The organism is Polynucleobacter sp. JS-Polo-80-F4 (genome assembly GCF_018881965.1).
Lineage (GTDB): Bacteria > Pseudomonadota > Gammaproteobacteria > Burkholderiales > Burkholderiaceae > Polynucleobacter.
The window spans coordinates 1865036-1884966 of sequence record NZ_JACVPI010000001.1 but is presented as its reverse complement, the minus strand read 5'-3'; the positions used below and the strand labels follow the sequence as shown (position 1 = coordinate 1884966).

Annotated in this window: 15 protein-coding genes; 9 read left to right on the top strand and 6 right to left on the bottom strand. The window is 46.0% G+C overall.

What is annotated here, in order from left to right:
• Positions 1-14: 14 nt before the first annotated feature.
• The 5 genes from dnaQ to ICN20_RS09650 form a co-directional block, all read right to left on the bottom strand.
• Positions 15-725, bottom strand: coding sequence for a DNA polymerase III subunit epsilon (gene dnaQ, locus ICN20_RS09670; RefSeq protein ID WP_216239963.1), 711 nt, complete (start codon positions 723-725; stop codon positions 15-17).
• Positions 725-3823, bottom strand: coding sequence for an efflux RND transporter permease subunit (locus ICN20_RS09665; protein ID WP_216239961.1), 3099 nt, complete (start codon positions 3821-3823; stop codon positions 725-727). Before ICN20_RS09665 ends, dnaQ begins: the two co-directional genes overlap by 1 nt.
• Positions 3820-5139, bottom strand: a complete 1320-nt coding sequence (locus ICN20_RS09660; RefSeq protein WP_216239959.1) for an efflux RND transporter periplasmic adaptor subunit — start codon at positions 5137-5139, stop codon at positions 3820-3822. The genes ICN20_RS09665 and ICN20_RS09660 overlap by 4 nt, the downstream gene beginning before the upstream one ends.
• A 112-nt stretch (positions 5140-5251) precedes the next feature.
• Entirely contained in the window at positions 5252-5716 is a 465-nt protein-coding gene (gene rnhA / locus ICN20_RS09655) for a ribonuclease HI (protein WP_216239952.1), read from the bottom strand.
• Positions 5717-5725: 9 nt separating this feature from the next.
• Positions 5726-6544 (bottom strand): class I SAM-dependent methyltransferase, encoded by an 819-nt coding sequence (locus ICN20_RS09650; protein ID WP_216239941.1) that lies wholly within the window; start codon positions 6542-6544, stop codon positions 5726-5728.
• 6 nt (positions 6545-6550) lie between these two features.
• Here ICN20_RS09650 and gloB point away from each other — a divergent pair, with 6 nt between their 5' ends.
• From gloB to ICN20_RS09615, 7 genes are all read left to right on the top strand, one after another.
• Positions 6551-7360 carry a hydroxyacylglutathione hydrolase gene (gloB, locus tag ICN20_RS09645; protein ID WP_216239938.1) on the top strand — a complete coding sequence of 270 codons (810 nt, stop codon included), beginning with the start codon at positions 6551-6553 and terminating at the stop codon, positions 7358-7360.
• Positions 7342-8796, top strand: coding sequence for a transglycosylase SLT domain-containing protein (locus tag ICN20_RS09640; RefSeq protein ID WP_255534709.1), 1455 nt, complete (start codon positions 7342-7344; stop codon positions 8794-8796). The genes gloB and ICN20_RS09640 overlap by 19 nt, the downstream gene beginning before the upstream one ends.
• A 33-nt stretch (positions 8797-8829) precedes the next feature.
• Positions 8830-10713 carry a propionate--CoA ligase gene (locus ICN20_RS09635; protein ID WP_216239929.1) on the top strand — a complete coding sequence of 628 codons (1884 nt, stop codon included), beginning with the start codon at positions 8830-8832 and terminating at the stop codon, positions 10711-10713.
• A gap of 244 nt (positions 10714-10957) precedes the next feature.
• The gene (gene carA / locus ICN20_RS09630; protein WP_216240427.1) at positions 10958-12145 is read left to right on the top strand and encodes a glutamine-hydrolyzing carbamoyl-phosphate synthase small subunit; all 1188 of its coding nucleotides are present in this window, start codon (positions 10958-10960) and stop codon (positions 12143-12145) included.
• On the top strand, positions 12145-15408 hold the full coding sequence (carB, locus tag ICN20_RS09625) for a carbamoyl-phosphate synthase large subunit (RefSeq protein ID WP_216239927.1): 3264 nt from the start codon (positions 12145-12147) through the stop codon (positions 15406-15408). Before carA ends, carB begins: the two co-directional genes overlap by 1 nt.
• Before the next feature lie 58 nt (positions 15409-15466).
• Positions 15467-15943 (top strand): transcription elongation factor GreA, encoded by a 477-nt coding sequence (gene greA, locus ICN20_RS09620; protein ID WP_216239918.1) that lies wholly within the window; start codon positions 15467-15469, stop codon positions 15941-15943.
• A complete protein-coding gene (locus ICN20_RS09615) occupies positions 15943-16416 on the top strand; it encodes a DUF4149 domain-containing protein (protein ID WP_216239916.1) in 474 nt (157 codons plus the stop codon). Before greA ends, ICN20_RS09615 begins: the two co-directional genes overlap by 1 nt.
• A gap of 39 nt (positions 16417-16455) precedes the next feature.
• Here the strand turns inward: ICN20_RS09615 and ICN20_RS09610 are convergent, their stop codons facing one another.
• Positions 16456-17082 (bottom strand): YhbY family RNA-binding protein, encoded by a 627-nt coding sequence (locus tag ICN20_RS09610; RefSeq protein ID WP_216239914.1) that lies wholly within the window; start codon positions 17080-17082, stop codon positions 16456-16458.
• A gap of 126 nt (positions 17083-17208) precedes the next feature.
• Here ICN20_RS09610 and ICN20_RS09605 point away from each other — a divergent pair, with 126 nt between their 5' ends.
• Together ICN20_RS09605 and ftsH are read left to right on the top strand one after the other, a co-directional pair.
• The gene (locus ICN20_RS09605) at positions 17209-17883 is read left to right on the top strand and encodes an RlmE family RNA methyltransferase (RefSeq protein ID WP_216239912.1); all 675 of its coding nucleotides are present in this window, start codon (positions 17209-17211) and stop codon (positions 17881-17883) included.
• A 145-nt stretch (positions 17884-18028) separates the two neighbouring features.
• Complete coding sequence (gene ftsH, locus ICN20_RS09600; protein WP_216239910.1) at positions 18029-19906, top strand: ATP-dependent zinc metalloprotease FtsH; 1878 nt, start codon at positions 18029-18031, stop codon at positions 19904-19906.
• Positions 19907-19931 lie beyond the last annotated feature (25 nt).

Here is a 19931-nt window from a genome sequence, read left to right as displayed (position 1 = left end):
TCTAAGCCCAATTTCTAATCTGCTGTAGCTAGAGGACTCCATACGGGGTCCTTTTTGCTTGCCTTTGCGATCTCAGCCAAGATTTTTTCATGGCACTCTAGGTCGTCATCACTTGCAGCTAATACCTTAAGGCTTGTTGGTAAAGCCTTGGTATGGCCAGTAGAGTCTGCACCAACGGTGTAGTCAATCAGGTCAATAGATAGATCTTCTTGACCGCGGGTCATTGCGACATAGACTTCAGCTAATAGCTGGGCATCTAATAAAGCGCCGTGCAAAGTACGGTGTTTATTGCTAATAGAAAAACGTTCGCATAAAGCATCCAGGGAATTTCTCTTGCCTGGGAACATTTGACGCGCGTCTAGGAGCGTATCGGTAACCTTTGATGCCAGGTTTCTGAACGCTGGGCGCTTGAGCAAAGCAAATTCATTGTCCAAAAATCCCAAGTCAAATGCTGCGTTATGAATCACAATTTCAGCGCCATCTACAAACTCAATAAGTTGTTCAACAATATTTGCAAAAACTGGTTTGTCAGATAAAAACTCTCTAGATAATCCATGTACTGCGAAAGCGCCAGCATCAATGTCACGCTCTGGATTGATGTAGTAATGAAAGGTTCTATCGGTTAAGCGGCGTCCAACCATTTCAACGCAACCAATCTCAATAATGCGATCGCCTGTAGCCGGATTTAATCCAGTAGTTTCAGTATCGAGAATAACTTGACGCATTAGGTTCCCTCTAGAACGGCTGGTGGAATATCCATCGGACCATTACCAGCATATTTATCTAAATAAAGATAAATCACCGGAGTAATAATCAGGGTTACGAATTGGGAAAAAATGAGTCCACCAGCTACGCTTATGCCAAGCGGTTGGCGTAACTCGGCTCCAGCCCCTAAGCCGAAGGCAATTGGAATGGCGCCCATTAGCGCTGCAAAAGTCGTCATCATGATTGGTCTGAAACGCAAGATACAAGCTTCACGAATGGCTTTCTCGGGAGTCATACCTTGATTGCGTTGCGCATCCAAAGCAAAGTCGATCATCAGAATCGCATTCTTCTTCACAATACCAATGAGCAACAAGATGCCGATAGACGCAATGATGGTTAACTCAAATCCGAAGATGCGCAATGCCAAGATTGCGCCAATTGCTGCAGATGGCAGTCCAGCCAAAATAGTCAGCGGATGAATGTAACTCTCATATAAAACACCTAGCAAAATATAGATCACGCCAAGGGCTGAGAAGATAAGAATTAACTGACCGGACTGATTGCTTTTAAATACAGCAGCGTCACCACCATAACTGGTAATGATAGAAGGCGGAAGATCAACGGCCTTGGTAAAGGATTCAATCTGTTTCGTAGCGTCACCTAAGAAAACATCCGGCGCCAAGTTGAAGGATAGGGTAACCGCAGGGATCTGACCTTGATGGTTGACTGCTGTTGGTCCTACGGTACGTGTAAAGGTGGCAAGGCTAGACAGCGGAATTAGCTTGTCAGTAGCGCGACCACGAACGAAGATTTTATTAAGGTCGGTTTCATATTGCCGGTCTTCAACAGCCGCCTCAAGAATCACGTAATAAGTATTTACAGGGGTGTAAATTGTGGAGACTTGTTTCTCCCCGAATGCGTTGTAAAGAGCAGAACGTATATCAGCAATGTTAACGCCAGCACTTGCGGCCTTTTCTCGATCAATATCGATCTTGACGTTAAGCCCCTTCATTTGAGAGTCGCTGGTGACATCCCTAAACATTGGGTCGGCACGCATTTTTTGCATGAGTTTATCGGCCCACTCGTTTACGCCTTCAAAACCAACACTCTGCAAGGTAAATTGATAGCGACTCTTACTGCTTTTTCCACCAAGCTGTAAATTCTGTACGGGGCGCATATAGACTTGAAGTCCTGGTATCTCTTTAAACTTGGTGCGCAAGCCTTCCATGACCTTGGCCATTTTCTGACGATCACCCTTAGGCTTGAGAATAATAAAAATACGCCCAGTGTTATAGCCAGAGCTTGCTCCACCGCCAATTACCGAGATTGAATTAGCCACATTAGGGTCGGAATTTACTAGTTCAGCCGCCTGATCTTGCAATGCCAACATCGCTCTGAAGGAAATATCTTCGGAGGCTTCGGTTGTTGCCTGGATTTGCCCAATATCTTCCTCTGGAAAGAATCCTTTTGGACTATTTACAAAGAGTACTACCGTAATCACGAACGTGGAAACTGCGCCCCAAAGAACAATCTTGCGATTCTTTAAAGCAAGGTCTAAATAGTGAATATACGTTTTGAGCATCCAATCAAAAATTCGATCAAATTTCTTATTGATTGCATATTCTTTTGCGTGTTGACCTGGCTTTGGTAAGAAGCGGCTGCAGAGCATTGGTACAACAGTGAGCGAAACCACTGCGGATACCAAAATAGAAAGTGATACAACTACAGCAAATTCTCTAAACAGAAGCCCAATTGGACCAGGCATAAAGAAGAGTGGAATAAAGACCGCTACTAACGAAATGGAAATGGAGATGATGGTGAAGCCAACTTCTTTGCTGCCTTTCAGTGATGCCTTGAGTGGATCCATGCCTTGTTCGATGTAGCGCATGATGTTTTCAAGAACCACGATTGCATCATCTACTACTAGGCCCACAGCCAATGTAATACCTAGGAGGGAAATGTTATCTAGGCTGTATCCCATGAAATACAGAAGGAAAAATGCGCCTATCAGCGAAATTGGAAGGCTGATGGAGGGAATAATGGTTGCTGAGATGTGCTTTAGGAATAAAAAGATCACTAAGATGACCAGCAAGACTGTTAACGCCAGTGTGAGATTAACGTCATGAATCGCTTCGATAATGGAGAGGGAGCGGTCATTGAGGAGCTGTAGTCGAATTGACTCAGGCATTTGCTTTTGCAGCTGAGGGAGCAACTCTTTTACTGACTTGACTACATCAACAGTATTGGCTCCAGGTTGTCTTAATACTGCAACCGCAATTGAGCGTTCGCCATTTGAGCTCGCAAGGGTTTTGACATCCTCGTAGCTTTCAATAACGTCTGCAACATCCTTGAGATAAATAGGTAAGCCATTCTTCTGACTCACAATTAAATTGGCAAATTCTTCTGGCCTGACTAACTGGGGATTTGCGTAAATAGTAATTGCTTGGCGTGGGCCATCTAATACACCCACTGGACTATTCGAATTGGCTTTATTAATCGCCAAAGCAATGTCATCAACCGTTAGGTTGCGATTGGCCAGCGCATCTGGATGAACGCGTACACGAACGGCGTAGCGCTTGGCGCCGTATACAAGCACTTGAGCAACGCCACTAATGGTTGATAAGTTGGGTGAGACAAGATTTTCAGCGTACTGATTAATATCAGAGAGACTGATGGAGGGTGAGCTCATGCGAACTACTAGGACCGGTGTATCGGCAGGATTAATTTTGCGATACGAAGGCGGGACTGTCATTTCAATAGGAAGCCGCTTTTGTGCGCGCAATAATGCTGCCTGAACATCAACAGCAGCCTTATCAATATCTCGGTCGTTATTAAATTCCAGAGTAATGCTGGTACTACCTAATGAGTTGGTAGAGCTAATGACGTTAATGCCGTCAATAGTTGAGAACTCTTTCTCGAGAGGCAATGCAACTGCGGATGCCATGTTTTCCGGTGACGCTCCTGGCAAAGAGGCGCTTACAGAAATAACCGGAGTATTGAAGCTCGGAAGTGCCGCTACTGGAATTTTGACGTATGCGACTGCTCCTGCTATGACGGTTGCTACTGAGAGCAGCACCGTCATTACCGGACGCCGAATACATAGCTCGGAAAGTGTCATTTCTTCTCTGGGGCAGGAGGTGTTGCAGGGGCAGATGCACTCGGGCTTGCTGGAGGGGTTGCGTTCTTGGACTCACGAACCTTACTTCCTGGACGCAAGTTTTGCTTACCTTCAACGACCACTCTGTCACCAGGCTCAATGCCAGTAACAACCGTTGACCCTAGGTATTCATAAACCACTTTGATGGGTTTAGAAACGGCTTTACCATCCTTATCCACAACATAAACCATCTTGCCGCGTGCATTGATGATGACTGCCTGTGAAGGAATCGCCAGGGCATCCTTTAATGTATTGGCCACCAGGGATACGCGAGCAAATTGGCCTGGTAATAAGGTTTTGTCGTTATTGGGGATTTGCGCCTTCACTCGGACAGCTGCAATTGAGGGATCCACTTGGTTATCAATTACCAAGACTTTTCCTTCGTATGTTTTTTTGCCGCTATCACCAACCACCACCTTAACAGTCATGGCTTCTCCATCAAGTTGATTTTCCAACATGATAGGAATATCTTTTTCAGGTATTACAAACTGCACATTGATTGGATTCAATTGCGTTATGGTCACCATTGAACCAACGCTAGAGGTCGCAGTAGAGCTAGTAGCTGTAGAAACGATATTGCTAGCTTGAACCAAGGATCCAGGGAATACATTCACAATGCCGGCGCGACCATCAATTGGGGATTTAATGTAGTCAAATGAAAGCTGCACCTCGGCAGAGCGGGCGGCAGCTTGGGCAGACTTAGCATTGGCGAGACTAGTCTCTAAACCAGCCTTGGAAATAAAGTTTTTCGCTACAAGCTCCTTAGCACGTAAGTACTGCTTTTGAGCATCGTCTGCAAGGGCTTTAAGCTTCTCGTAGTTCGCCTTGTCATTACGATCATCAAGGGTGAAAAGTAAATCGCCTGCTTTAACTTCTTGACCATCCTTGACTTCAATTTTTGCTACGGTATTGGTAACCATTGGCCTGATATCAACAATGCTATTAGAAACAATCGTGCCAGTGGCTTCAATGATCAGGGGTACATCTTTCTTCTCAACAACAACAGAAGTGATAGTTACAGGCCCACCAGCTTTTTCCGATGCTGGAAAGAAGTAGTCATACGCTTTAGAGCCTGCATAAAGAATGATCAGGACTAATAGGATGCGCCATTTAAATTTAACTACAAAGGATTTAAGCGTGGCGTAATCCACTTGCTTAAGTCGTCCAAGTAGCGGAGAAGACTTTTGCCAAAGTGTGCAGAGGCGTGTTTTGCCTGTATTTTTAAATTGCACGAGTTTGGCGACAGCCTTATCGAGTGAGGATTCTATTTTTGACACAGTCTCGTTTTTCTTGGTTTTATAAAGGTTGTAAGCTGTTTTTGGCTCTTTTTAGGGCATAACCATTCTCTCATAAGATGGCTTAAAAGGTGCCTGCAGGAGAGGTCTAGCTTTAGGGCAAGAATTCTTCTACGCCTTTGTTGGCAAGCTGATCAGCCAGCTCATTGCCGGGGTGTCCGTTATGGCCTCTAACCCAATGCCAGGAGATTTCATGGTCCGGGAGCAGGGCGTCTAGCTCTTGCCAAAGATCGGAATTTTTAACTGGATCTTTGCTAGCCGTTTTCCAACCCCTTTTTTTCCAACCCTCAAGCCATTCTGTAACGCCTTTTTGGACATATTGGGAGTCAGTCCACAGCTCTACGGTGCTGCGCTGTTTTAAGGCTTTTAGGGCAAAAATAACCGCGCAAATCTCCATTCGGTTATTGGTGGTGAGCTTTTCACCTCCATGGATGTGCTTTTCATGGCCGCCAGATCTCAAAACAGCTCCCCAGCCCCCGGGTCCAGGATTGCCTTTACAGGCACCATCGGTGTAGATCACGATATGGGGGTGATGGGGATGGGATTTCGAATGCGACATGGCAGTAATTTACTTGGAATTGCTGTTTTTGAGGTGTGTTTGGATATTGCTGCGTTCAGCAGCAGGACTCAACTGCTTGATAGCGGGTATGCGGACAAGTGTTGCTGGGCCGATGAGACGCATACCTTGCTGGCGCTTAATGGCGGAAACTAAAAAAACTGCCCCGAATATTGGCCACCAACGGTTACCCATTTTCTCTAGAAAATTCATCTTGCCCATCACGGATTCACCTTGTAATGGGAATTTATAACAACCAAAGTGGCCGCGATCTAAAGAAAAGTTAAGCAACTCTAACCAATCTTTTATGCGGATGAGGCTAATAAATTGACCATCTCTAGGAAGGTAGGGCGTTCCAACCAATCTACTGAGATATTGTCTAGCACCCCAAAGACTTGCTGGGTTAAAGCCGGAAATAATTAAACGTCCTTCTGGCCTAAGTACTCGGTCGACTTCACGCAATATTTGATGGGGATCTGTAGCGAACTCCAAAACATGGGGTAGAACAATGAGATCTAGACTTTCGCTGGCAAAAGGGAGTTCTGTAGAGTCACCTTCAATTAAATGCCAGTTGTAATTAGTGGCATGAGAACGACTATCGTTAGAGTGAATCAAGATGGCATGCAGAGGCATCCGATTTTCGCTCAAGGTGTTAATTTGGGGTAAGCCAACCTGGACAGCATGAAAGCCAAAGACATCGGCAACAATTTGGTCAAAACAGTGCTGCTCCCACGCTAGGACATAGCGCCCAGGAGGTGATTGGAGCCATTTTTCCCAAGAGCTCCAGGGAGGTGCAGGCATCTGAGAGGGGATGGGAGGGGTTGGTATCATCGGTCTATGGATAAGAATACTTTATTGCAGGTCTGGCCCATACCGGCTTTTGATGATAACTATATATGGTGCATTCACGATGGCAGCTCTGCTTTGGTGGTTGACCCAGGCGATTCTGAGCCAGTCTTAGAGTATTTGAGGGCGAGCAAACTAAACCTCAAGGGTATTTTAATTACCCATCACCACGCTGATCACACGGGCGGCATTTTGAATCTGCTGCAAAACCTTGGGACTGACATTCCTGTATGGGGTCCAGTGGGCGACAACATTCCCGGTCGAACTGTTGTCGTAATGCAGGATGACAAGATAGAAATTCCTGCTCCTCGAATTAGCCTCAAGGTATTTGAAGTGCCTGGACATACCCTAAGTCATATTGCGTACTTTGCAAATATGCAGGCCAACGTTGTCGAGCCTATGCTTTTTTGTGGCGACACTTTATTTGCATCGGGTTGTGGCAGGCTATTTGAAGGCACCCCAACTCAAATGTCAGAGTCTCTCGGAAAGTTTGCAGCCTTACCAAAAAATACTTTGGTTTATTGCACCCATGAGTACACCTTATCTAACATTCGTTTTGCCTTAGCAGTAGAGCCCAACAATCTCAATCTACTTTCTTGGGCGGAGCAGGCTAAATCTCTACGAGAGCAAGGTTTGCCGACCCTTCCAACAACTATTGGGCAAGAGCTCCAAGCGAATCCTTTCATGCGCTGCGATCAAGCGGAAGTGATTGCGATGGCTAAGGAGGTTTCAGGTCAGGCATCATTACCGACACCTGCGCATGTCTTGGCAGTGATTCGCGCATGGAAAGATCGCTTCTAATGCGCTTGATGTATGCGGCAATATTCATTATTGCTTTTTTGAGTGGGTGTGCAAGTACTGGAGATTGGTCTTCAGACACTCCGACAAAAGCAAATTCAAAGGCATCCAAGGCTACACGGGTTAATCTCAAAAATCAGTCTGTGAGCAAGGTCTATGCGCCTTCTGACAATTTGTGGATAAGAATACGTGACGGCTTTCAGATGGAGCCAATGAACACTCCGCTGGAGATAGAGCAGGTTCGTTGGCTGTCTGCTAGACCTGATTACGTCAATCGTTCTATGACGCGTTCTTCACGCTATTTATTTTATATCGTTCAAGAAGTTAACGCGCGCAATATGCCAACAGAAATTGCGCTTCTTCCATTTGTTGAGAGTGCATTCGTTACTAATGCCAAGTCCAGTGCTAAAGCAGTAGGCTTATGGCAATTTATGCCTGCTACTGGGAAAGACTTTCGCTTAACGCAAAACGTATTTAGAGATGAGCGTCGGGATGTTGTGCAGTCAACTGATGCAGCGCTGGATTACTTGCAGCGCCTCAATAATCAATTTGGTAGTTGGGAGCTAGCACTAGCAGCATATAACTGGGGTGCTGGAAACATTTCCAAGGCTCAGAAGCGCAATGCTGCCGCTGGCCTACCAACGGATTATGAAAGTTTGACCTTGCCGCGCGAAACCCGCAATTACGTCCCCAAGTTAATGGCGTATCGTCAAATTGTTTTAGATCCACAGGCTTACGGAATAGTTTTGCCTGATCTCGAAAATCATCCATACTTTGTTGCGGTAGATGTTGGTAGCGATATTGATGTGGCATTGGTGATTAAGTTGGCTGAAATACCATCAGATGAATTTCATAGTTTGAATCCATCTTTCAATAAACCCGTTGTTTTGAGCAATGCTAACCAGCAAATTCTGTTGCCGTTCGCGCATGCAGAAATCTTTCAAGACAACCTGAAGCAATACACCAAGCCACTTTCTTCATGGACGGCTGTTCAGGTTGCTAAAACAGAAAGCGTTGACCAGGCAGCAAAAAGCTTAGGTGTCGATGTCGAAACGTTAAGAGAGATAAATGGCATACCTAGAGGCATGCGTATCCGAGCCGGCTCAACGGTTTTGATCCCTAAGACCAGCCGACGTCCTGGAGATGTATCGTCTGCCATGGCAGACAACGCCAGTCTGAGTCTAGAAAAACCAGCCCCACCTGCGTCAAAGTGTCCAAAGCCTGTAAAAGGGGCAAAAGGGGCTAAGCCTGCTAAGTGCCCTCCGGTGAGCACCTCAAAAACAGCCGAAAAGAGTGCTTCTAAGGGTAATTCTTCAGATAAAAATGCTGCATCTCAGCATAAATCCGCATCGACAGGGCTTGCAAAATCTGCGAAAAATGGTAGTTCAGCCACCTCTAGCGCTAATAGCGGCAGTAAAGGGGTGAGCAAAAGCCAGTAATTTAAGTAACTTTTTTAAGAAATCAGGTTGACCATGTCCTATAAAGCACATCACGAACGCTCAATTAAAGACCCAGATGGATTTTGGGGGGAGCAAGCGGAATTGATTCACTGGGAAAAGCCATTCGATAAAGTACTTAATTACAACAACCCGCCATTTGCAAAATGGTTTGAGGGTGGCTTAACAAATCTTTGCTACAACGCAGTTGACCGTCACTTAAAAGATCGCCCAGATCAAATCGCTTTAGTGGCGGTGTCTACAGAAACCAACCAAGAGAAGGCATACACATTTAAAGAGCTATACGAAGAGGTTAATCGTATGGCTGCTATCTATAAAGCCAACGGCGTTAAAAAGGGCGATCGAGTCCTCATCTATATGCCAATGATTGCTGAAGCTTGTTTTGCAATGCTGGCTTGTGCGCGCATTGGCGCAATTCACTCTGTTGTGTTTGGCGGCTTCGCATCTCATAGTCTCGCATCTCGCATCGATGATGCAAAGCCAAAACTGATTGTGTCTGCTGAGGCTGGTGCTCGCGGCGGTAAAGCTGTTCCTTACAAACCATTATTGGATGAGGCAATTACTCTAGCTGAATACAAGCCAGAAAAAGTCTTGATTGTGAATCGTGGTCTAACTGAATTTACGACTGTAGCGGGCCGTGATTTAGATTACGCAAACGAGCGTCAAAAACATCTGAATGATGTGGTGCCGGTTGAGTGGGTTGATGCAACTCATCCTTCTTATATTTTGTATACCTCTGGTACAACTGGTAAGCCCAAAGGCGTTCAACGCGACACGGGTGGTTATGCTGTGGCGCTAGCAGCCTCTATGAAGCATATCTTTACCGGCAATCCTGGCGAAACAATGTTCTGTACATCAGACATTGGCTGGGTTGTAGGTCACAGCTATATTATTTATGCGCCCTTGCTTTCTGGCATGGCTACCATCATGTATGAAGGTACGCCATTGCGTCCTGATGCCGGTATTTGGTGGGAGTTGGTAGATAAATATAAAGTCTCTGTGATGTTCTCGGCTCCAACGGCTGTGCGAGTACTTAAGAAGCAAGATCCTGCATTCTTAACAAAGTACGACCTTTCAAAATTACGCGCCTTGTTCTTAGCAGGCGAGCCTTTAGATGAACCAACTGCAAGCTGGATTCATGGAGCAATCAATAAACCAATTGTGGATAACTACTGGCAGACTGAGACTGGCTGGCCAATGCTAGCTATTCAACGCGGCGTTGAGGTGATGCCGCATAAGTTTGGCTCGCCAGGCGTGCCTTCATTTGGTTACAACATGAAATTGCTCGACGATGCTACCTCTGAGGAGTTGGGCCCAGATCAAAAAGGTGTCATTGCCATCGAAGGTCCATTGCCACCTGGTTGCATGCAAACGGTTTGGGGTGATGACAAGCGCTTTGTCAGCACCTATTGGGAAACCATTCCTGGTAAGTTGATTTACTCAACCTTTGACTGGGGCATTAAAGATAAAGATGGCTACTTCTTTATCTTGGGGCGTACTGACGACGTGATTAACGTTGCCGGACATCGCCTTGGAACACGCGAGATCGAAGAAAGTATTTCTAGTCACCCCAATGTTTCTGAGGTTGCCGTAGTTGGTATTGAAGATAAGCTCAAAGGACAGGCTGCTATCGCATTTGTGATTCCTAAGGATGCATCCAACACCGCAACTTTAGAAGCGGAATGCATGAAGACTGTAGACACAACCTTGGGTGCGATTGCACGTCCTGGGCGTGTTTATATCGTCACTGCCTTACCCAAGACCCGCTCTGGCAAGATTGTTCGTCGTGCATTACAGGCGGTAGCCGAAGGTCGTGATCCTGGTGATATCAGCACCATGGACGATCAGTCAGTTTTGGCTCAAATTAAGACCATTATTGAGCAAAGCGCTAAGGCTTAAAACTGCTTATTTAGGACAAAAAGCTCCTCCGGTTATTAGGCTGGAGGAGCTTTTTCCTTCCAAAGCCCCATTTGGCAGGATATCCAAGGGTTTACGAGCAAAAATGGTATGATTGTAGGGTTCGAAACTTATTAAATACCCTAGCGCTTAAAGACACTCACCTCCCGCAAAAACATCCTCGGGTTGGTCTATTTGAGGGTTTTGAGCGTCGGATGGAGCAGGGACTGGAGATGGTTTGTCACCCTTGCTTCCTTCTTTTCCCCCCGCCGTGTTGGCTTTAGCCGACGGCACCTTATTTCCCGGATTTAGTATTGGCGCCCCAGGCGAAACTACCGGCGAAGTCGTTTTCAATACCGCATTGACTGGATACCAAGAGATCATTACTGATCCTAGTTACTCACGTCAAATTGTGACATTGACCTACCCGCACATTGGTAATGTTGGTGTGAATACTCAGGATGCTGAGTCCGATCAGATTCATGCTGCAGGCCTGGTCATTAAGGATCTGCCAAAGCGCGTATCTAACTTCCGCGCAGAAGGTTCTTTGGATGACTATCTCACTAAAGCTGGCATATTGGGCATTGCAGGAATAGATACTCGCAAGCTCACCAGAATTCTCCGAGATAAAGGCGCCCAATCGGGTGCGATTGTTGCCGGCAAGGTAGGTGATAGCTATGAAGCACTGGGTGCGAAAGCGCTTGAGCTTGCCAAGGCTTTTCCTGGTATGTCTGGCTTAGACCTTGCGAAGGTTGTGACTACCCAGAAATCATACGAGTGGCGTGAAGCTGAATGGGATCTGCATGGTCCAAATGGCAAACCAGCTTACAGAACTTTGGATACTGGAAAGCCGGTTAAGAAAGTAGTTGCCTATGACTTTGGTGTGAAGCGCAATATTTTGCGCATGCTCACTGAGCGCGGTTGTCAGCTTACGGTTGTGCCTGCGCAAACTAGTGCAGCCGAGGTATTGGCTATGAATCCTGATGGTGTGTTCTTTTCAAACGGTCCTGGCGATCCCGGTCCATGCGATTACGCAATCGCTGCTGCAAAAGAAATTATTGAACAGGGCGTCCCGACCTTTGGTATCTGTTTAGGTCATCAAATCATGGGGTTAGCTGCTGGCGCAAAAACTTTGAAGATGAAGTTCGGTCACCATGGCGCCAATCATCCAGTGAAGGATTTGGATACTGGTCGTGTTGCAATCACTTCGCAGAATCACGGCTTTGCTGTTGATGCGAATACTCTGCCAGACAATATTCGCGTTACTCATGTTTCCTTGTTCGACGGATCTTTACAAGGTTTGGCTTGGAAAGATAAGCCGGCACTCTGTTTCCAGGGACATCCTGAGGCCTCACCTGGTCCTCATGACATCGCCTATTTATTTGATCGATTTGTGGAGCTCATGAATGCTGCCAGCAAGAAGGAGGGCAAATAATGCCTAAGCGTAGCGACATTAAGAGCATCCTGATTATTGGTGCAGGTCCAATTGTGATTGGTCAAGCCTGTGAGTTTGACTATTCCGGAGCGCAGGCCTGTAAGGCCTTACGTGATGAGGGCTACAAAGTTATTTTGGTAAACAGCAATCCTGCAACCATCATGACCGACCCAGAGATGGCCGATGTGACTTACATTGAGCCAATTACTTGGGAAGTGGTTGAGCGCATTATCGCCACGGAAAAACCTGATGCAATTTTGCCGACCATGGGTGGCCAAACTGCTTTGAACTGCGCATTAGATCTGCATCGTCATGGTGTATTAGAAAAATACGGTTGTGAATTAATTGGCGCTTCACCAGAAGCAATTGATAAAGCAGAAGATCGCCAGAAATTTAAAGAGGCGATGACCAAAATTGGTCTAGGCTCTGCAAAGTCAGGCATTGCGCACTCAATGGATGAGGCGCATGAAGTTCAGCAACAAATTATGAAGGAGACTGGTAGCTCAGGTTTCCCGGTAGTTATTCGTCCATCATTCACGATGGGTGGATCGGGTGGCGGTATTGCCTATAACCGTGAAGAGTTTGAAGAAATTTGTAAACGTGGTCTCGATTTATCGCCAACACGTGAGCTCTTGATTGAAGAGTCTCTCCTTGGTTGGAAAGAGTTCGAGATGGAAGTCGTACGTGATCGCAGTGACAATTGCATTATTGTTTGCTCGATCGAAAACTTAGATCCGATGGGTGTTCATACCGGTGACTCCATTACCGTGGCACCTGCTCAAACTTTGACGGATAAAGAGTATCAAATCATGCGTAATGCATCGATTGCTGTTCTGAGAGAAATCGGTGTTGATACCGGTGGATCCAACGTACAGTTCTCTATTAATCCAATAGATGGTCGTATGATCGTTATTGAGATGAATCCCCGGGTTTCCCGCTCATCGGCATTGGCGTCTAAAGCAACGGGTTTCCCGATTGCCAAGATTGCCGCTAAATTGGCTGTTGGTTATACGCTCGATGAACTCAAGAATGACATTACCGGCGGAGCTACACCAGCTTCATTTGAGCCGTCCATCGATTACGTGGTTACGAAGATTCCACGCTTTGCGTTTGAGAAATTCCCGCAAGCTGATTCTCGTTTAACTACCCAGATGAAGTCTGTTGGTGAAGTGATGGCAATTGGCCGCACTTTCCAAGAGTCTTTCCAAAAGGCGCTGCGTGGTTTAGAAGTTGGTGTTGATGGTCTTGACGAGTTTTCTACAGACCTGGATGACATTATCAATGAAATCAATGAGCCAGGTCCTGATCGTATTTGGTATCTTGCAGACGCTTTCCGTATGGGAATGGGTCTTGATGAGATTTACGCTGAAACGAAGGTTGATCCTTGGTTCTTGGAACAAATTGAAGAGCTTATTACGATTGAAACTGAGCTTAAACAGCGCAAGATTGATAGCTTGTCAGCTCCAGAGTTGCGCTTTGTAAAGCAAAAAGGTTTTTCTGATCGCCGCTTGGCCAAGTTGCTGAAAGTTGATGCTGCCTCAGTTCGTGCCGCACGTCATCGCTTAAAAGTAGTTCCCGTTTATAAGCGTGTGGATACCTGTGCCGCAGAATTTTCAACAAATACCGCTTACTTGTATTCAACATATGAAGCGGAGCATGGTGAGTGCGAGTCACAGCCGACTAATAAAGAGAAGATTATGGTTTTGGGCGGAGGTCCGAACCGAATTGGTCAAGGTATTGAGTTTGACTATTGCTGTGTACACGCTGCCTTGGCAATGCGTGATGATGGTTACGAAACCATTATGGTCAATTGCAATCCGGAAACAGTCTCAACTGACTATGACACTTCTGATCGTTTGTACTTTGAGCCACTAACACTTGAAGATGTTCTGGAAATCGTTGCCAAAGAGAAACCAAAGGGCGTGATCGTTCAGTACGGCGGTCAAACTCCTTTGAAATTGGCTCTAGATCTAGAGCGCAATGGTGTGCCAATCATTGGCACTTCGCCTGACATGATCGATGCTGCAGAAGACCGTGAGCGTTTCCAAAAGCTGCTTCAGGACCTTGGTTTGCGTCAACCGCCTAACCGTACAGCACGTGCCGAGGAAGAGGCTCTCAAGCTCGCCGAGGAAATTGGCTACCCATTAGTAGTTCGTCCTTCTTATGTTTTAGGTGGTCGCGCAATGGAAATCGTTCATGATGGGCGTGATCTAGAGCGCTATATGCGTGAAGCTGTCAAGGTTTCACACGATTCACCAGTTCTGCTTGATCGCTTCTTGAACGATGCAATTGAGTGTGATGTGGATTGCATTAGTGATGGTGAAACTGTATTTATTGGTGGAGTTATGGAACATATTGAGCAGGCCGGTGTTCACTCTGGTGACTCAGCTTGTTCACTGCCTCCATATTCCTTATCAGATGCAACTGTAGAAGAAATTAAACGCCAGACAGCCGCGATGGCTAAAGGCCTTAATGTCATTGGCCTAATGAATGTGCAATTTGCTATTCAGAACGTTGATGGCAAAGATGTGATCTATGTGCTTGAGGTTAATCCGCGTGCATCACGTACTGTTCCATTTGTATCAAAGGCTACTGGCTTACAGCTTGCTAAGATTGCAGCTCGCTGCATGGTTGGACAGACTTTAGGACAGCAAGGCATTACAACTGAAGTCAAGCCGCCATACTTCTCTGTAAAAGAGGCTGTATTCCCATTCAATAAATTCCCTGGCATTGACCCAATTCTTGGGCCAGAGATGCGTTCTACTGGTGAAGTGATGGGTGTAGGCAAGACTTTTGGTGAAGCCTTATTTAAGTCTCAATTGGGGGCTGGCATTAAGTTGCCTAAGAGTGGAACTGTGCTTCTGACAGTAAAAGATAGCGATAAACCAAAAGCGATTGAGGTTGCCAGGTTGTTGCATCAACTCGGCTTCCCAATGGTAGCCACTAAAGGCACTGCTGCAGCAATTGAGGCAGCTGGTTTGCCGGTCAGGGTTGTGAACAAGGTCAAAGACGGACGTCCACATATTGTGGATTTCATTAAAAACGGGGAAATTTCACTCGTATTTACTACAGTGGATGAAACTCGGACTGCAATTGCCGACTCAAGGTCGATTCGAACTAGCGCACAAGCTAACGGTGTGACGTACTACACGACGATTAGTGCAGCACGTGCTGTTATGGATGGGCTGCTAGCCTCACAAAATGGCAAGCTTGAGTCACTTGAGGTCTATTCATTACAAAACTTACATCGGGCGCTCATTTAATCTAAAATTAACTTTTATACGCGTAATTTTGCGCAAGAATTTAAGTTAGGTTAGCAGCATGAGCACAATTCCGATTACCAAGCGCGGTGCAGAACTTCTCAAAGAGGAATTGCACCGCCTTAAGCATGTAGAACGCCCCTCAGTGATTATTGCCATCTCCGAAGCTCGCGCTCAAGGCGACTTATCAGAGAATGCTGAATATGATGCCGCTAAAGAAAAACAAGGCTTCATTGAAGGGCGCATTCAAGAGTTAGAGGGTAAGCTTTCAGCCGCCCAAATTATTGATCCCGCTTCATTGGATGTGACTGGCCGTGTCGTTTTTGGCGCTACCGTTGATTTGGAAGATCTAGAGGATGGCACTAAATTAACCTATCAGATAGTTGGTGACGATGAAGCTGATATTGAGTTCAATAAAATTTCTATTAGCTCACCAATTGCTCGTGCGTTGATCAGTAAAGAAGAGGGCGATGTAGTTGCAGTTCAAGCCCCAGGCGGTAATCGCGAAGTTGAAATCTTGGCAGTGCGTTACGTCTAATGCATCCCATCCGAACCCAGAGAATATTTAGCCTGATATCAGGACTCTGGGTTGGTAGCTTTATTACGATTGGCTTTTTAGTTGTGCCCATTCTTTTTTCAAGCTTGGGTGATAGGCAAGTCGCCGGCATGGTGGCCGCGAATCTTTTTAAAGTCACCGCCTACTCTGGCGTTGTTATCTCCTTACTATTAATGTTGATGGCAAGCTTTCTGGTACGTCATGAGTTGGCGCATTACCGGCTAATGCGCTGGATATTGTTAGGTATGTTGGCTTGCGTAGTAGGCGCTGCATTTATTCTAATACCCTGGATGAACTCCCTAAGGGACCAGGCTCTATATTCAGGTCTTTCTGTGCGTGAATCATCTTATGCTGTTTTATTTAGTCGCCTGCATGGCGCCTCTAGCATTTTATTTATGATCCAGTCCTTGCTCGGACTTGCGCTTGTTTGGCGGGCAACAAAAAACGCTGACTAGCAGCGTTTATGTTTGTATCTAGGACCTATCTAAAGTCTATTAAGACCCCAATGATTTTTTCTTGGTGCTACTCATTCTTACCTTACGTTTCTTAATTGGTGCTGGTGCGGCTGTAGCTTTTCTATAACCAGGAGAAGACCAGCCAATCTTGGATTCAGCTGCTTCTGAACGTAATACCCGCTTCTTGGGGGTTGCTGACTTCACTGCTGCAGCTCGCTCAAAAGGAGACTTATTAGAAGCGGAGCGACGATCAGATCTTTCGGATGTGCTTGTGCGAACACCTGTTTTTGTTACTGTGCGATTAGGTTGACGTTTAGTGCGTGGTGCTTGCAGCGTTTTTTTAGTTTGCTTGCTAGAGCGACCTAGATTGCTGAATGCTTCCTCAACAGCATCTTTTGGTTTCCATAGCACCAGCAACTTGCCAATGTGTTGAACTGGAGCAGCACCTAATTTGTCGCAGAGCTCTTCATAAATGGCAATGCGAGCTTCACGATCATCGCCAAAAACACGTATCTTGATTAAGCCATGGTGACCAATCGCCAATTTAGCTTCTTTAATCACGGAGGGAGTCAAACCATCGCCACCAACCATCACCACAGGACTTAAGTCATGAGCATCGGCTTTGAGGGATTTACGTTGTGCGGGGGTAAGGATTAGTGCGGTCATGGGCTTGATGATAGAGCATTCAACGTCCAATTCAGCTCATTACAGCAAATTTAACGATATATTCCGTAATTCCTTTTGCTTTAGAGGGCGGAAACTAGGAAAATGGAAGGCGAAAGTGGGTAAGTTGTGGCAAAGAATAAATTTAATAAAAGTTGGTTGCAGGATCACTTAACTGATCCCTACGTAAAGATGGCTCAAAAAGAGGGTTATCGAGCGAGGGCGGTTTACAAGCTCAGTGAAATTGACGAGCAAGATCACCTCATCAAAGCAGGCATGACTATTGTGGACTTAGGAAGCGCCCCTGGGAGCTGGTCCCAGTACGTCCGTAATCGCTTAACTGAGCTTGGTAAAACCAATCCTAAGATTGAATCGGGTAAACCTGATGGGCAGATTATTGCGATTGATATTTTGCCGATGGAAGATATTGCAGATGTGAGCTTTATTCAAGGAGACTTCCGCGAAGATGAGGGTCTGGCTGCGCTTGAGGCTTTACTTCCCAAAGAGGCCGAAGGTAAGGTGGACTTGGTTCTATCTGACATGGCGCCCAATCTTTCTGGAGTTGGCGTAGCTGACGCGGCCAGGATGGCTTTTTTAGCTGAGATAGCTCTAGACTTTGCCACCGCACATCTTAAGCCTGAAGGTGCATTGTTGATTAAGTGCTTTAACGGTAGTGGCTACAGCCAGATCGTGGAGTCTTTCAAAAAGGTCTTTAAAACAGTTGCCTCTCGCAAACCCAAGGCATCAAGGGCAAAGTCTTCTGAGATCTTTCTATTGGGTAGAAACCTAAAACCTACAAAATAAGCCCTCAAAAGGCTAAATAACCCCAAATTAGTAGGGTTTTATTAAATAAATACGCCATTAGCCCTTGAAAAAGGGTGGTAGTAGAATCAAATACTTAGGTAGCGATTCGCTTTAACTCCTGGATTAATCCAGAAAAGGACTCATTTTGAACAGCAATATGTTCCAAAAAATCGGTGTGTGGCTCATTGTGGGCTTGGTGCTTTTTACTGTTTTTAAACAGTTCGATAAGCCTAAGGATCAAACACAAGTTACCTATTCTCAATTTATGGACGATGCCAAAGCCGGCAAAGTCAAACGTGTGGATGTGCAAGGTCGTACATTGCAAGTTACGCCTGCTGACGGTAATAAATATTCCATCATCTCTCCAAGGGATATCTGGATGGTTGGCGATCTCATGAAATACGGTGTTCAAGTCACCGGTAAAGCTGATGATGAACCCAACATGCTGGTTTCTGCTTTGTACTATCTTGGACCAACACTATTGATTATTGGTTTTTGGTTTTTCATGATGCGTCAAATGCAAGGTGGCGGCAAAGGTGGAGCTTTCTCCTTTGGAAAATCTAAGGCACGTCTAATTGATGAAAATAGCAACACCGTTACTTTTGCTGATGTTGCTGGATGCGATGAGGCCAAGGAAGAGGTCTTTGAGATTGTTGATTTCTTAAAAGATCCACAGAAGTTTCAAAAACTAGGTGGCCGCATTCCACATGGCGTATTGCTAGTAGGCCCACCAGGCACCGGTAAGACCCTTTTGGCGCGTGCTATTGCGGGTGAGGCGAAAGTGCCATTCTTTTCGATCTCCGGTTCTGACTTCGTTGAGATGTTTGTTGGTGTTGGTGCATCTCGCGTACGCGATATGTTCGAGAACGCCAAGAAAAATTCTCCTTGCATCATCTTTATTGATGAAATTGATGCTGTAGGACGTCACCGCGGTGCCGGCATGGGTGGCGGCAATGATGAGCGTGAACAAACACTCAATCAAATGTTAGTTGAGATGGATGGTTTTGAAAGCAATAGCGGCGTCATCGTAGTTGCTGCGACCAACCGCTCTGATGTATTAGATAAGGCTTTATTACGCCCAGGTCGCTTCGATCGACAAGTGCATGTGGGATTGCCAGATATTCGCGGCCGTGAGCAAATTTTGCAAGTACATATGCGCAAGGTGCCCATTGACCCTGATGTAAATGCCGCTGTTTTAGCTCGCGGTACCCCAGGTTTCTCTGGCGCAGATTTGGCAAACTTAGTAAACGAGTCTGCATTGTTTGCTGCACGTCGTAATAAGCGTGCAGTTGACATGAAAGATTTTGAAGATGCAAAAGACAAGATCTACATGGGGCCAGAACGCAAGTCGGCTGTAATGCGTGAAGAGGAGCGTCGTAATACTGCGTATCACGAATCTGGCCATGCTGTTGTAGCAAAAGTACTTCCTAAGGCCGATCCTGTGCATAAAGTCACGATCATGCCCCGTGGCATGGCTTTGGGTGTGACTTGGCAGTTACCAGAGTTTGATCGTGTGAACTTGTATAAAGATCGCATGATGGAAGAGTTGGCTATTTTATTTGGTGGTCGTGCTGCGGAAGAGGTGTTCTTGCATTCTATGAGTACCGGTGCTTCCAATGACTTTGAGCGTGCGACTAAGATGGCTCGCGATATGGTGACACGCTACGGAATGAGTGACAGCCTAGGTACGATGGTTTATGTTGATACTGAATCAGAGAGTATTTTTGGTCGCAACAGCACTAAAACTGTTTCTGAGTTAACCCAGCAAAAGGTCGATGCAGAGATTCGTGCATTGGTTGATAGTCAGTATGCTTTGGCAAGATCGATCCTAGAGCAAAATCGCGACAAGGTTGAAGCTATGGTTGCAGCATTGCTTGAATGGGAAACCATTGATGCAGAGCAAATTAATGACATCATGGAAGGTCGCCCTCCAAGAGCGCCTAAGGCTCCACCTGCAACTCAGTTCGGCAATTCTGCGGGAACACCTGGCCCAGCGACTGGTAGCGCTCCTGCTACTGCATAAGTACACTTGATGGCTTTGCTTTGAT